We start from the raw sequence: 12861 nt of genomic DNA, 5'->3' as shown, positions 1-12861 counted from the left end.
GGTGGACGACCCGGCGGACGCGATCAGCCGCCGGTCGACGCCATCTGCTCGTGCGCGAAGACGAGCCCGTACGGGAGCGCGATCGCGGCCATCGACCACGTGTGCGCCTGACCGGGCTCCTCGCGGAGCTCGACGGTCTGCCCCTGGGCCTCGAGGTCGGCGGCGATCTGCCGGACCGTCGTGAGCGCGTCCTGGGGGGCGTCCTCCCCCGAGTCGAGGAAGACGGGCAGGGGGTGCGTGAACGTCATCGTGGGCAGGTAGGTGGTCGGCGTGTTGGCGTCGATCTCCGCCTGCGTCGAGAGCATCGCCCTCTCCGGTCCCGGCCCCGGGTTCCCGTACGGCTCGATCCCGAGGACCGTCCCGTACAGGTCGAGGTGGCGCAGGCCGACGTTGAGCGCGCAGAACCCGCCCGACGACATGCCGCCGATGATCCGGTGCTCCCGGTCCGTGAGCGTGGGGTACGTCGTGTCGATCGCCTCGACGACGGTCGTCGTGAGATAGGTCTCGACCTGCTCCCCGCCCTTGGTCGAGTCCAGGCACTCGGTGTCCAGCCCGCCCGGGCCCGTCCCGTTGACGGTGGGCGCGACGACGATCATCGGGTCGACCAGCCCCTCCCGGATCAGCACGTCCATCGTGCGCGGCACGCGGCCGGCGGCGAACCAGCTGCTCGGCTCGTCGGGCGACCCGTGGATCAGGTAGACGACGGGGTAGCGCGCCGACCCGCCCGGGTCGAACCCTGGGGGCAGGTAGACCCAGGCGTCCTGGTCCTCGATCTGCTCGGCCGCCGTGCCCGGGATCGCCAGGGTGCGCACCTGGCCGCGGTGCGCGCCGCCCGGCGAGCGCGGCGAGAGGTCGGTCAGCCCGAGCCCGACGAGCTGGACGCGGGCGGCGTCCCACGTCGGCACGTAGCCGACGTACGCGTTGACTCCGATCGCGAGCCCCAGCACGAGGGACAGCGTGCCGACGACGGCGAGGCCCGCCGTCGCCCACCGGGAGCGGAGCGGCCGGCGCGCGTCGTCGCCCCGTGCCCGTCGCTCCTGGCGACGCCGCCGGGCGCGTCGCGCCCGCACGACCGCCCACACGATGCCCGCCACCCCGACCACGGCGAGGCCGACCGCGACCGGGTAGCTCGTGAGGTACGTGCCCGTGGGCTGGAGCTGGTGCAGGACGTCCGCGGGGAGCGCGGGGTCCGTGTCCGGGGTCGGCAGGTCGGCGCCCACGGTCAGGACCGCCGCTGGGGCTTCACGAACGGGAACGCGAGCGTCTCGCGGATCGACGCGCCGATGATCGTCATGTAGATCCGGTCGACACCGAGGCCGAGGCCCCCGGTCGGCGGCATGGCGAACTCGAGCGCGGAGAGGAAGCCCTCGTCGATCTCCATCGCCTCGGGGTCGCCCGCCGCCGCGAGGAGCGACTGCTGCGTGAACCGCTCGCGCTGGTCGATCGGGTCGATGAGCTCGGAGTACGCCGTGCCCAGCTCGGCCCCGAAGCCGACGAGGTCCCAGCGCTCGGCGAGCCGCGGGTCGCGGCGGTGGACGCGCGTGAGCGGCGACGTCTCGACGGGGAAGTCGGTGTAGAACGTGGGCTCGACGGTCTGCCCCTCGACGAGGCGGTCGTACATCTCGTTGACGACGGCGCCGTGCGTCTCGTCCTCGCCGACCTCGATGCCGAACCGCGCGCACAGGGCGTGCAGCTCGTGCTCGGGAGTGTCGGGCGTGACCTCGGCCCCGACGGCGCGCGAGACGGCGTCGTGCACGGTGACGACCGGCCACTCACCGTCGAGCCGGACCTCGCTCCCGTCGGGACGGCGCGAGACGGCGTCGCCGTGCACCGCGACGGCGGCCGCGACGACGAGCTCGCGCGTGAGGTGGCGCATCGTCGTGTAGTCGCCGAACGCCTGGTACGCCTCGAGCGACGTGAACTCGGGGTTGTGCGTCGCGTCCGCCCCCTCGTTGCGGAAGTTGCGGCCGAGCTCGAAGACACGCTCGATGCCGCCGATCGCGAGCTGCTTGAGGAACAGCTCGGGCGCGATGCGCAGGTACAGGTCCATGTCGTACGCGTTGATGTGGGTGCGGAACGGGCGCGCGTTCGCGCCGCCGTGGACGCGCTGCAGGATCGGGGTCTCCACCTCGATGAACCCCCGCTCGACGAGCGACGTCCGCAGCGCGTGGACCGCCGCGGAACGACCCCGGAGCGTCACCGACGCCTTGGTGTCGAGAGCGAGGTCGACGTGCCGCAGGCGCATGCGCGTCTCGGGGTCCGCGAGCCCGCGGAACTTGTCCGGCGGGGCCTTGAGCGACTTGGACGCCATGACCCACGAGTCCGCGTGCACGGAGAGCTCGCCCGTGCGGCTCCGCACGACCGTCCCCGTGACGCTCACCTGGTCCGCCAGGTCGACCGCGCGCCGCCAGAGCGCGACGTCCGCGGTCCCGTCGGCCGTGAGCAGCACCTGGCGCTCGTGGTTCTCCTCGCGCAGGACGGCGAAGCACACCCCGCCCAGGTCGCGCAGCCGCACGACCCGCCCCGACACCGACACCCCGTGGCCGAGGAGCAGCTCGTCGACGTCCGCGAGGCGGTGCGTGCGCGGCACGCCGACGGGGTAGGCCGGCATGCCCGCGGCCGCGAGCACGTCGAGCTTGGCGCGGCGGGCCCGTTCCTGGTCGGTGAGCCGCTGCGTCGGGACGTCGAGCGCGAGGAGCGCGTCCTCCTGCTCCCGCACGGCCGTGCCGAGCGCGGCGTCGGCGGACGACCCGGCCCCCGCACGGGCGCTCCGAGGGGTCGGCCAGAGCGGGACGAACCCCTCCGCCTGCCCGGCCGCGACCGTCACGGAGGTGAGCTGCGCGGACGCCGCGTAGCAGAGGTAGCGCGTGCGCCACCGGGGTTCGTACTTCTGGTTGGACCGGTAGAGCTGGTCGAGCTGCCACCACCGCGACGCGGCGAGCACGAGCCGGCGGAGGAACCGTTGCCACGGGTTCGCCGCGACCGACTCACCCTGCTCGATGAGCCCGCGGAACATCGCGAAGTTGAGGGAGACCCGGTCTATCGCCATCCCGGCGCCCTCGCTCGCGAGCGTCGAGATCATGAGCTCCGTGACCCCCGGGGCCGCGTCCGGGGACCGGCGCATGTAGTCGAGCGAGACGCCCTTGCGCCCCCACGGGACGAAGGTGAGCAGGCCGCGCGGCTCCCCGTCGCGGTCGTGCGCGGTGACCACGAGGACGCGCGGGTCCCGGGGGCTGCCGAGCCGTTCGAGCGCCATCGAGAAGCCGCGTTCGTCCTCTCCGTGCCGCCATTCGTCAGCGGCACGCGCGAGCGCCGCGAGCTCGTCGGCCGGGATCTCGCGCTGGCGGCGCAGGCGTACCGAGTACCCCTCGCGCTGGGGTCGGGCGACCGCGTGACGCACGGGCCGCATCGACGGTGCCGCGAGGTCGAACTCACGGGTCTCGACGATCGCCTCGTCGCCCATGGTGATCACGGCGAGCCCCGCGTCGCGGTAGGCGCGGGCGCCCTTCTCGCTCGCGGACAGCACGCCGGGCGCCCAACCGTGCCCGCGCGCGAAGGCCAGGGTCCGGTCGATGGCGTCCGGCCACGAGGCGGGGTCCCCGAGCGGGTCGCCGGCGGCGAGGACGACCCCGCTCACGACGCGGTAGGAGACGGCGGCTCGCCCGTCGGCGGAGAAGATGGCGTCGCGGTCGTCGCGCGTCGCGAAGTACTCGAGCGAGTCGTCGCTCGGGTGCTCCAGGAGCAGACGACGCAGGGCGAGCTCCTCGTCGGGCCGGCGGGCCGCGTCCCGCGGACCGGTGCGCAGGAACACGACGACGGCGAGCAGGAGCGCCGCCCCGGCGACGAGGCCGCCCACGAGCGCGAGCCAGCCCGGCGCGCTGCCGTCGATGGCGAACGGTTCCTCGTGCGGCGACAGGCCGACGGACACGCTCGCCGCCCAGCCGATCCGCTCCGCCGGGGTGTCGAGGCTCGACGGGACCACCCACAGGAGCGCGGTGACGATCGCCGCGGCGAGCGCGAGGCCGATCAGGAGCACGAGGCCCGCCGCCCACCACGCGCCGCGGGCGATGCGAGCCGGGAAGGCGCGTCGGGCCGCGATCAGCACGACCGTCAGCACGAGCCCGACGACGCCGCCCGCGTAGGCCGTCCAGTGCACGTCGTCGAGGACGCCGGCAGTCGGGTCGACGCGGTCGAGCACGAGCGCGAGGAGCATGACGAGCGCGGACGGGAGCTGCCAGACGAGGATGACGAACCAGAGCGCGACGCGCCGTCGGCGGAGGAAGCCGCTCGCGACGAGGCCGACCACGACCGCCGTGAAGAGCGACGGGTACGAGGGCACGTTGGTGATCGACAGCACCTCGGCGACCGGCCGCTCGGCGTGGCGCGCGACCGGCCGGAAGAGCAGGGCGAGCAGGAGCCAGACCGCGTAGACCTGCAGGACACGCCCGCCCCACCGCGCCACGGCCTCGGCCCATGGAGACGCCCCGGGCGCGCTCACGGTGCGGGTGCGCGCCCCGGCGCTCTCCGCAGCCCGTGGCCCGGGGTCGTCGTCCCCGTCGCCTGCCCGTCGACGCGCGGTACCTCGTGTGCTCGTGACCATTCTCGGCCCCTCGGTCGGGATCTCCCACCACCACAGAGTGCTGGTCCGACGGTACGACGGTCGACGCGCGGGTGCCCGCGGTCGCAGCGTCGCGGCGCCACCCTGGTCGTCAGCGTCCGGCGCCGACCTGCGACGAGCCTCCCGCTGCCACCGTCGGCACGGACGAGGTGCCGCCTCAGCGGGTCGTCGCGCACGCGACGCACGTCCGCGCCGTGGGTCGCGCCTCCAGGCGCCCTGCGGCGATCGGCTGCCCGCACGCCTCGCAGACGCCGTAGGTGCCCGCGTCGAGCCGCGCGAGGGCGACGTCGACCTCCTCCACCCGCGCCGCCGCGTCGCGCGCGAGCGCGTCCACCTGGGCGCGCTCGAACGCGATGGTCGCGCCGTCCGGGTCGTGCTCGTCGTCCGCGTTCGAGTCGCGCGAGGCCTCCACGATGCCGACGACCTCGGCGCGCAGCGCGCGCATCCGCGCGACGGCGTCGTCCCGTACGGCGAGCAGGCGCTCGCGCGCGGCGTCCTCGGGGCCGGGTGCTCGGCCGGTGCGTGGTGTCGTCATCTCGCCCTCTCAACGTCGGGGAGGGGGTGAAACCGTCCCGGACGGGGAGTCCTCACCGTGCTGGGCGCATGACAGCGGCGGTCGGCGGATGGAAGAGTGGAACCGCCCGGCTCCCCCCGGGCCCGCCGCGTCGTCTCGCCCCCGCGGCGCGCTACCGACGTCCGACGGCGAGACCACAGGGGGTCTGCATGAGCACGGTCGTCGTCTTCGAGGCCTTCGGCGGGCCGGAGACGCTGCGGGTCGACGACGAGCACGTCGGCGAGCCCGGACCCGGCCAGGTGCGCGTCGCGAACCGGGTCGTCGGCGTCAACCCCGCGGACCTCAAGCGGCTCGCGGGCGCGTTCGGGGGTCGCGTGCCCGGCGTGCTGGGGTTCGAGGCCGCGGGCGTGGTCGACGCCGTCGGCCCGGACGTGCCCGACCTCGCGCCCGGCGACGAGGTCGTGTGGCACGGGACGGGCGCGCAGCGCGAGCTGTCGCTCGTGCGCGCCGACCACGTCCGGCGCAAGCCCGCGTCCGTGCCCTTCGAGCAGGCGGCGGTGCTGCCCGTCGCCGCGGCGACAGCGTTCTCCGCGCTCGTCCAGGCCGACGTCGGCGAGGGCGACGTGGTGCTGGTGCACGGCGCGAGCGGCGGCGTCGGGTCGGCGGCGGTGCAGATCGCGACCGCGCTCGGGGCACGCGTCGTCGGGACGGCGTCGCCCGCGAACCACGACTACCTGCGCGGGCTGGGCGCGACGCCGGTCGCGTACGGGCCGGGACTCGTCGACGCGGTGCGCGCGCTGCCGGACGGCCTGGACGAGGTGAGCGTCGTCGTCGACCTCGTCGGCTCCGCGGACACGGTCGCCGCGACCGTCGCCCTGCTGGGCGAGGACCTGGCCCCCGCGACCTCGGACGACCCGCCGAGCGCGGTGACGATCGTCGGGTCCGACGCGTCGCGTGCGGCGGGCGTCGTCGACAAGGTCGACGCGAAGGGTGCCCTGGACGAGGTGCTCGCGCTCGCGGAGGACGGGAGGCTCCGGGCGGAGGTCTCGGCCCGGTTCCCGCTGGCGGAGGCGACGGAGGCCTTGCGGCTCGTCGCCGACGGGCACGTCCGCGGCAAGGTCGTCCTCGACGTGCCCTGACCGGGACCTCGGTCCCGGAAGGTTGTGACGCTGGGCACAAGGTTGCCCCGGGAACCGCAGGATTCCGCCGTTCCTGCGCGTACCACACGCGAATCTTGTTGCGCCCCGCGTGCGCGAGAGTGTGAAATCGTTAGCATGCGTAAGTTTCTTGCCGCTACCGCGGCGCTCTCCTGTGCCCTCCTGCTGGCGTCCTGCGCCTCGCCGACCGACCCGGCGAGCGACGACGCGGCGACCCCCGAGACCACGACCACGACCGAGGCGGCCCCCGAGGTGACGCCCGCCGTCGTCGCTGTGACCACCACGTGCAACATGTACTACGGCGGCGAGTACTCCGCCGAGCGCCTCGTCACCGAGTCGACGCCGCTGCTCGAGACGCCCGAGGACGAGGCCGCCGCCGCCGCGATCTACACCACGCGCGAGCGCCTCGTCGCGGTCCAGAACTTCGCGGACCCCGAGCTCCAGCAGAACCTCAACGGGATCAAGGCCCCGTTCGAGGCCGCGGTGCAGGGCGAGACGATCGACACGTCGAACCTGCAGGAGTCCCTCGACGCCTTCCGCGCGCAGTGCACCGAGGCCGGGTACGCCTTCGCGTCCTGACCCCTCGCCGACACCCGCGCCGCGGTCCGGGCGGCCCGCCCCTCACCCAGGGGCGGGCCGTTCGTGCGTCCGGGCCCGCCGTGGGACCATCCGAGGATGCCCGTCGTCGAGTCCTCGCTCGTGGTCCCCGTCGACCCCGCGACCGCGTTCGCCGTCTCTCAGACGACCGGCGCGGTCCGTCTGCGCTGGGACCCGTTCATCCGGCGCCAGCACTTCCTCGACGGCGCCACGGCGCCCGCGAAGGGCGTGCGCACCTTCACCCGGCACCGCAGCGGCCTGTCCATGGTGAGCGAGTACGTCTCGTACAACCCGCCGACGAACGTCGGGATGCGTATGGTTCGCGGGTCGTGGTTCTTCGAGAACCTCGCGGGCGGGTGGCGGTTCGCCCCCGACCCGTCCGGCGGCACGCGCGCGACGTGGCGCTACTCCTTCCGGTGCCGCCCCCGCTGGCTGGCCCCGCTCGCGGAGCGCGTCGGCTCGTGGGTGCTCGGGCGCGACGTCGACCACCGGATCACGGGATTCGCGCGCGGCTGCGCCGACCCCGTCGTGCTCGCCGCGGTGCGCGAGCCGACCGGATAGACGCCGGCGCCTCGGCCGCGCGCCCCGGCCGCCGGCCGGCCGTTCCGCGGCGGCGCTACAGCCGGAACCGGACGCCAGTCACCTGGAGCCAGGCGAAGAGCCCCGCGGCCAGCGCGACGAGGACGACGACGAGGGCGACGAGGAGCGGCCGCTGGGCGCGGTCGCCGAACAGGCGCAGGGCGAGCCAGGCGACGCCCAGGCCGACCAGGCCTCCGGCGGTGTTGGTGAGGACGTCGGTGACGTCGCTGGCTCCGATGCCGGCGACGTACTGGACGATCTCGAAGGCCACGGACAGCCCGACGACGACAAGGAGCATCCTGGCGAGGCGCCGCTGCCGGGCCGCCAGATAGACGAGGACGCCGAGCGGGACGAACGCGAGGACGTTGACGGCAAGCTCTCGGGAACCGAGCCCGCCGGAGGCCGTGCCGCCCAGCGGGACGAGGTTGACCGACCGGCGGCCGACGAGGTCGCCGAAGTCGCCGGTGTGGATCTTGAGCAGCACGACCCACACGAGCACCAGGACGTAGAGCCCGAGGACGACGCGCTCCGTGGTCCTGCCCGAGCGGGCCGGGGCGGGCGCGCCGCCGTCGGCCGCGCGGTCCTCGTGCTCCTCGACGAGCCGGGGGTCGACGTGCGGGTCGTGCGTTGCCATGGGGCGCAGGCTACCGGCGCTCAGAGCGCGAGCAGCAGGATCGCGTAGGCGAGGATCGCCACCGTCCCGATCGCCGCGACGGTGCGCATCGTGCGCCGCGGCCGCGCGGTGAGGACTCCGAGGAGCGGAGGCAGCGCGAGCAGGGTCACCAGGACGGCGAACGCTCTCGGGGCGTTCTTGCACGCGGGCGCGTCGAAGGTCGGCGGATCGACGCACTGGTCGCTGCTCGCGTCCAGTCCGAGCAGGAGCGCCACCGCGGCGGGCAGGGCGACGAGGACGAGCGCGACCAAGCCGACGACCCAGCCCGCGATCACGCGGCGACGGTGCGCTCGGAACTCGTCGGCCGTGCGAGGAGCGATCGGGCCCTGGTCGGTGTCCACGGTCATGGATCCTGACGCATCCTCCTGCACGTCCGGTGCGCCCTGCGCGCGGGAACCGTGCAGGTCCGGGCCGTTCCGAGGGTCTCCCTCGACCGTCACCGGCGGGGGCTTCGCCTGCGCCACCTCGGGAGGACCGGACCGCTCGAGGGTGCGGGTTCGCCGGCGCACGGCACCCGGGGACGACGGCGCCCGGCACCCCGGGCGGACGCGGTCCTGTCGCGCGCGGCGTAGCGTGCGACGCATGGGCCCGCTCGACCGTCGCCGCCCCCGGGCGTTCCTCGCCGTGGTGCTCGCGGTGGTCTCGGTCCTCGGGTCGGCGGGCGCGACGCACGGTCAGCCCGGCGCGCGACCGCTCGACCTCACCGCCGTCGCCCTGCTCCTCGTGTCGCCGCTCGCGCTCGTGCTCCTCGTGCCGCGCCCTGTCGTCGCCGTCACGGTGTCGGTCGCGGCCGCCGGGACCTTCCTCGTCGCCGGGTACGCGTGGGGACCGGTGCTCGCGGGGCCCGTCGGTGTGCTCGTGGGGGTGCTCCTCAGCGGTCCCGCGGAGCGCGGGCGCCGCGTGGCGTGGGGCGGTGCCGTGCTGCTCGCGGGGGCCGTCGTGGGGGCCGCCGCGCTGCGTCCCGACGCCCCGCCGCGGGCGACGCTCCTCGGCGGGGCGGCCTGGACCGTCGTCGTGCTGCTCGTCGCGGGCGGGATCCGCGACCGGGCCGCCCGCATCGCCGCCGCGCGCGGGGCCGAGCAGGTGGCGCGCGCCGAGCGGGAGCGCACGGCCGTCGCGGACGAGAGGCTGCGCATCGCGCGCGAGGTCCACGACGTCCTCGCGCACTCTCTCTCCGCGATCACCGTGCAGGCGGGCGTCGGGCTGCACCTGCTCGACCGCGACCCGGACCAGGCCCGCAGCGCCCTCACCGCGATCCGCGCGACGAGCACGGAGGCCCTCGACGAGGTCCGCGCGGTGCTCGGCGTCGTCCGGGGGGAGTCGCGCGGGGGCGCGGTCGTGGCGCACGACATGGTCGTCGCCGGCGCCCCGCTCGCCCCGACGTGGGACCTCGCCGCGCTCCCCCGGCTCGTGCGGCAGGCGGAGGGAGGCGGGCTCGCGGTCGCGCTCGCCGTGGACCCCGCCACCGCCGGACTGCCCGACCGCCTCGCCGGGGTCGTCTACCGCGTGGTGCAGGAGGCCCTGACGAACGTGCGGCGGCACGCGCTCGGCGCGACGCACGTCGACGTCCGCGTCGTCGTCGACGCAGGCAGCGGGTCCGGGTCCGACGCCCGCGCCGCCGGGGTGGACGAGAACCGTGCCGCGCGCCACGTGACGGTGACGGTCACCGACGACGGCCCGGGCACGCCGTCGGACCCCGAGCCCGGCTACGGCCTGCGCGGCATGCGCGAGCGCGTGGAGAGCGTCGGCGGGACGCTCACGACGGGGTCGGCGGCCAGGCCGACCCACGGACCGGAGAAGGACACCGCTGGACGCGGCTTCCGGGTGCGGGCAGTCTTTCCCTGGCCGGGCACCACGCCCCGGCCGAGCACCACCGGACGGTCCGACGAGGAACCGCCGCGGCACGAGGAGGCACCATGATCGACGTCGTGCTGGCCGACGACCAGGCGCTCGTGCGCGGCGGGTTCCGCGCGCTCATCGACTCCGAGGACGACATGCGCGTCGTCGCCGAGGCCGCGACCGGGGACGACGCCGTCCGGCTCGCGCTGGAGCACCTGCCCGACGTCGTGCTCATGGACATCCGGATGCCCGGGCTCGACGGGCTCGAGGCGACCCGGCGGATCGTCGCCGACCGCGCGGCGGCGCACGTGCACGTCGTGGTGGTCACCACGTTCGAGCTCGACGAGTACGTGACGGACGCGATCCGCGGCGGCGCGAGCGGGTTCCTCGTCAAGGACACCGAGCCCGTCGACCTCGTCCGGGCGGTGCGGGTCGCGGCGCGCGGCGACGCCCTGCTCTCGCCCACGGTGACCCGGCGCCTGCTGTCCCGGGTCGCGGACGCGACGCGCGCCGTCGGGCCGGTCCCCGGTCTCACGGAGCTCACGCCGCGCGAGCGCGAGGTGCTCGTCGAGGTCGCGGGCGGGCTCTCGAACGACGAGATCGCGGGGACGCTCTACCTGTCGGAGTCGACGGTGAAGACGCACGTGTCGCGCGTCATGGCCAAGGTGGGCGCGCGCGACCGCGCGCAGCTCGTCGTCGCGGCCTACGAGTCCGGGCTCGTGCGCCCGGGCTGGGCGGGCTGACCGGCACCACGGGACGAGCGAGGTCGGCACGCACGGGGGACGACGCGGCGTCGGGCACCGGGAAGCCTGGAGGTGCGGCCGGATCGTGGCCGCCCCCGCCGACCGGCGGGGCGCACCGACACCGGAGGTCGTCATGCTCACCGCACTCACCGGGGCCGTGGTCCCCACGGAGGCCGTCGCGTCCGTGGCGCACGCCGGCTGGGGGCCCGGACCGTGGTGGTTCGTCTTCCCCCTGCTGTGGTTCCTGCTGTTCGCGTCCGTGATCTTCCTCGTCGCCCGCCGCGCGCGCCGCGGCTGGGGCCCGGGCGGTCCCGGCGGCTGGCGCGCCACCGGCCCGGACCCGGTCGCGATCCTCGGCGAGCGGTACGCGCGCGGCGAGATCGACGAGCGGGAGTACCGCTCGCGCCTCGCGGTCCTGCGCGAGGGTCGCCCCCAGCCCTGACGCCGAAAACGACGTTGCTGCCGTTATCCCGCGGATAACGGCAGCAACGTCGTGCTCGACGGCGAGGAATCGCCTGGTCGGCGTCAGGCGGAGGCGCCCACGGGCTCCTTGGTGCCCGACGGCGTGGCCTCCGCGGTCTCGGCCGGCGCCTCGGGCGCGTCGTCCTCGTCCACGAAGGGGTCCTCGGCCGTGGCGGCCTCGTACTGCTCGAGGTCGAGGATGCCCTCGCGCTTGGCGACGATCGTCGGGACGAGCGCCTGGCCCGCGACGTTGACCGCGGTGCGGCCCATGTCGAGGATCGGGTCGATCGCCAGCAGCAGACCCACGCCCGCGAGCGGCAGGCCCACGGTCGAGAGCGTGAGGGTCAGCATGACGATCGCGCCGGTGAGGCCCGCGGTCGCGGCGGAGCCGACGACGGACACGAACGCGATGAGCAGGTAGTCGGTGATCGACAGGTCGATGCCGAAGATCTGCGCGACGAAGATCGCCGAGATGGCCGGGTAGATCGAGGCGCAACCGTCCATCTTGGTGGTCGCGGCCAGCGGCACGGCGAACGACGCGTACTCGCTCGGGACGCCGAGGTTGCGCTCGGTGACGCGCTGCGTCACGGGCAGCGTGCCGATCGAGGAGCGCGAGACGAACGCGAGCTGGATCGCGGGCCAGGCGCCCTTGAAATAGCTCGAGATCTTCAGGCCGTTGGTGCGCAGCAGGATCGGGTAGACGACGAACAGCACGACCGCGAGGCCGACGTAGATCGCGACGGCGAACCACGCGAGCGACGCGAGCGACGTCCAGCCGTACGCCGCGATGGCGTAGCCGATGAGGCCGGCGGTACCGATCGGCGCGAGGCGGATGATCCACCACAGCACCTTCTGCACGATCGCGAGCGCGGAGCGGTTGAACGCGAGGAACGGGTCCGCCTTCTTGCCCGACTTGAGCGCCGCGATGCCGATGACGAGCGCGACGACGAGGATCTGCAGGACGTTGAAGTTCACCGACGTGCTGGCGCTCGCGCCGCCGTCGGTCACCTCGACCTGCGTGCTGGCGCCGAGGCCCAGGACGTTGCCCGGGATGAGGCCGTTGAGGAAGTCGAGCCACGTGCCGGTGCGTCCCGGCTCGGACGCGGCGTCGAGCGAGACCGACGCGCGGTTGCCCGGCTGGAACAGCAGGCCCAGGCCGATGCCGACGGCCACGGAGATCGCCGCGGTGATCGCGAACCACAGGAGCGTCTGGCCCGCGAGGCGCGCGGCGTTGGTGACGGTGCGCAGGTTTGCGATCGACGCGACGATCGCGGTGAAGATGAGCGGCGGCACGACGGCCTTGAGCAGCGTGACGAACGACGAGCCGATGGTGTCGAGCGTCGTGGTCAGGCCGTTGGGGACCTCGCCGGCCGCGTCCTGCGGGCCCATGGCGAGGGCGAGGGCACCGAGGCCGACGCCGACCGCGAGGCCCAGCAGGATCTGGACGCTGAACGAGGGGAACCGGCGCTTCTTCTTCGCGGGCGCCGAGGCCGGGGCCTGGCTCGCCTGCTGCGGGTCGGCCTTCGAGACGGCCGACGAGGGGGTCGAGGACACAGGGGACCTTTCGGGGTGACGCGGGCGCACGAGCGCCCGCTCTCGGGAGAGGGGCTCGGGACGTCGTCGCGGGGCGCCGGCAGCAGCGCGACCCGGGGCAGGACGCCAGGTCGTCGGGCGACCTG

General features: G+C 74.8%; 12 protein-coding genes. 6 read left to right on the top strand and 6 right to left on the bottom strand.

The features are described 5' to 3' along the window. Positions 1–23: 23 nt before the first annotated feature. The 3 genes from JOE63_RS20815 to JOE63_RS02995 all read right to left on the bottom strand — a co-directional run bounded on the left by JOE63_RS20815 (position 24) and on the right by JOE63_RS02995 (position 5153). The gene (locus tag JOE63_RS20815; protein ID WP_087470676.1) at positions 24–1220 is read right to left on the bottom strand and encodes an alpha/beta hydrolase; all 1197 of its coding nucleotides are present in this window, start codon (positions 1218–1220) and stop codon (positions 24–26) included. Positions 1221–1222: 2 nt separating this feature from the next. Continuing rightward, the gene (gene lysX, locus JOE63_RS03000; RefSeq protein WP_307839913.1) at positions 1223–4498 is read right to left on the bottom strand and encodes a bifunctional lysylphosphatidylglycerol synthetase/lysine--tRNA ligase LysX; all 3276 of its coding nucleotides are present in this window, start codon (positions 4496–4498) and stop codon (positions 1223–1225) included. Between the two features lie 277 nt (positions 4499–4775). Next, positions 4776–5153, bottom strand: coding sequence for a TraR/DksA family transcriptional regulator (locus tag JOE63_RS02995; RefSeq protein ID WP_087470674.1), 378 nt, complete (start codon positions 5151–5153; stop codon positions 4776–4778). Positions 5154–5341: 188 nt separating this feature from the next. Here JOE63_RS02995 and JOE63_RS02990 point away from each other — a divergent pair, with 188 nt between their 5' ends. The 3 genes from JOE63_RS02990 to JOE63_RS02980 all read left to right on the top strand — a co-directional run bounded on the left by JOE63_RS02990 (position 5342) and on the right by JOE63_RS02980 (position 7447). After that, positions 5342–6271: a quinone oxidoreductase family protein gene (locus JOE63_RS02990; protein WP_204539022.1), complete on the top strand. Its 930-nt coding sequence runs from the start codon at positions 5342–5344 to the stop codon at positions 6269–6271. Between the two features lie 135 nt (positions 6272–6406). After that, positions 6407–6868, top strand: coding sequence for a hypothetical protein (locus JOE63_RS02985; RefSeq protein WP_087470672.1), 462 nt, complete (start codon positions 6407–6409; stop codon positions 6866–6868). Positions 6869–6964: 96 nt separating this feature from the next. Beyond that, positions 6965–7447 carry an SRPBCC family protein gene (locus JOE63_RS02980; RefSeq protein ID WP_204539019.1) on the top strand — a complete coding sequence of 161 codons (483 nt, stop codon included), beginning with the start codon at positions 6965–6967 and terminating at the stop codon, positions 7445–7447. Between the two features lie 55 nt (positions 7448–7502). On the opposite strand, the gene JOE63_RS02975 is transcribed toward JOE63_RS02980, so the two are convergent. Further along, a complete protein-coding gene (locus JOE63_RS02975) occupies positions 7503–8099 on the bottom strand; it encodes a VanZ family protein (protein WP_204539016.1) in 597 nt (198 codons plus the stop codon). A gap of 20 nt (positions 8100–8119) precedes the next feature. Then, positions 8120–8485 (bottom strand): hypothetical protein, encoded by a 366-nt coding sequence (locus JOE63_RS02970; protein WP_087470669.1) that lies wholly within the window; start codon positions 8483–8485, stop codon positions 8120–8122. A 235-nt stretch (positions 8486–8720) separates the two neighbouring features. Here JOE63_RS02970 and JOE63_RS02965 point away from each other — a divergent pair, with 235 nt between their 5' ends. The 3 genes from JOE63_RS02965 to JOE63_RS02955 all read left to right on the top strand — a co-directional run bounded on the left by JOE63_RS02965 (position 8721) and on the right by JOE63_RS02955 (position 11162). Continuing rightward, positions 8721–10058, top strand: coding sequence for a sensor histidine kinase (locus tag JOE63_RS02965; RefSeq protein ID WP_204539012.1), 1338 nt, complete (start codon positions 8721–8723; stop codon positions 10056–10058). Next, entirely contained in the window at positions 10055–10720 is a 666-nt protein-coding gene (locus JOE63_RS02960) for a response regulator (protein WP_087470667.1), read from the top strand. Before JOE63_RS02965 ends, JOE63_RS02960 begins: the two co-directional genes overlap by 4 nt. Positions 10721–10853: 133 nt before the next feature. Continuing rightward, entirely contained in the window at positions 10854–11162 is a 309-nt protein-coding gene (locus tag JOE63_RS02955; RefSeq protein ID WP_204539008.1) for an SHOCT domain-containing protein, read from the top strand. 83 nt (positions 11163–11245) lie between these two features. On the opposite strand, the gene JOE63_RS02950 is transcribed toward JOE63_RS02955, so the two are convergent. Further along, complete coding sequence (locus JOE63_RS02950) at positions 11246–12736, bottom strand: dicarboxylate/amino acid:cation symporter (protein ID WP_374058986.1); 1491 nt, start codon at positions 12734–12736, stop codon at positions 11246–11248. Between the last annotated feature and the right edge of the window lie 125 nt (positions 12737–12861).

The organism is Cellulosimicrobium cellulans (genome assembly GCF_016907755.1).
Classification (GTDB): Bacteria; Actinomycetota; Actinomycetes; order Actinomycetales; family Cellulomonadaceae; genus Cellulosimicrobium; species Cellulosimicrobium cellulans_D.
The sequence above is the reverse complement of the archived record's forward strand: the minus strand, read 5'-3'. Positions and strand labels throughout refer to the sequence as shown.

What these genes read in the sequence shown, in the direction of transcription:
- JOE63_RS02955 (WP_204539008.1), top strand. Translation starts at nt 10,854, where the DNA reads ATGCTCACCGCACTCACCGGGGCCGTGGTCCCCACGGAGGCCGTCGCG.
- JOE63_RS02975 (WP_204539016.1), bottom strand. Translation starts at nt 8,099, where the DNA reads ATGGCAACGCACGACCCGCACGTCGACCCCCGGCTCGTCGAGGAGCAC.
- JOE63_RS02990 (WP_204539022.1), top strand. Translation starts at nt 5,342, where the DNA reads ATGAGCACGGTCGTCGTCTTCGAGGCCTTCGGCGGGCCGGAGACGCTG.
- JOE63_RS02970 (WP_087470669.1), bottom strand. Translation starts at nt 8,485, where the DNA reads ATGACCGTGGACACCGACCAGGGCCCGATCGCTCCTCGCACGGCCGAC.
- JOE63_RS02965 (WP_204539012.1), top strand. Translation starts at nt 8,721, where the DNA reads ATGGGCCCGCTCGACCGTCGCCGCCCCCGGGCGTTCCTCGCCGTGGTG.
- JOE63_RS02980 (WP_204539019.1), top strand. Translation starts at nt 6,965, where the DNA reads ATGCCCGTCGTCGAGTCCTCGCTCGTGGTCCCCGTCGACCCCGCGACC.
- JOE63_RS02960 (WP_087470667.1), top strand. Translation starts at nt 10,055, where the DNA reads ATGATCGACGTCGTGCTGGCCGACGACCAGGCGCTCGTGCGCGGCGGG.
- JOE63_RS02985 (WP_087470672.1), top strand. Translation starts at nt 6,407, where the DNA reads ATGCGTAAGTTTCTTGCCGCTACCGCGGCGCTCTCCTGTGCCCTCCTG.
- JOE63_RS02995 (WP_087470674.1), bottom strand. Translation starts at nt 5,153, where the DNA reads ATGACGACACCACGCACCGGCCGAGCACCCGGCCCCGAGGACGCCGCG.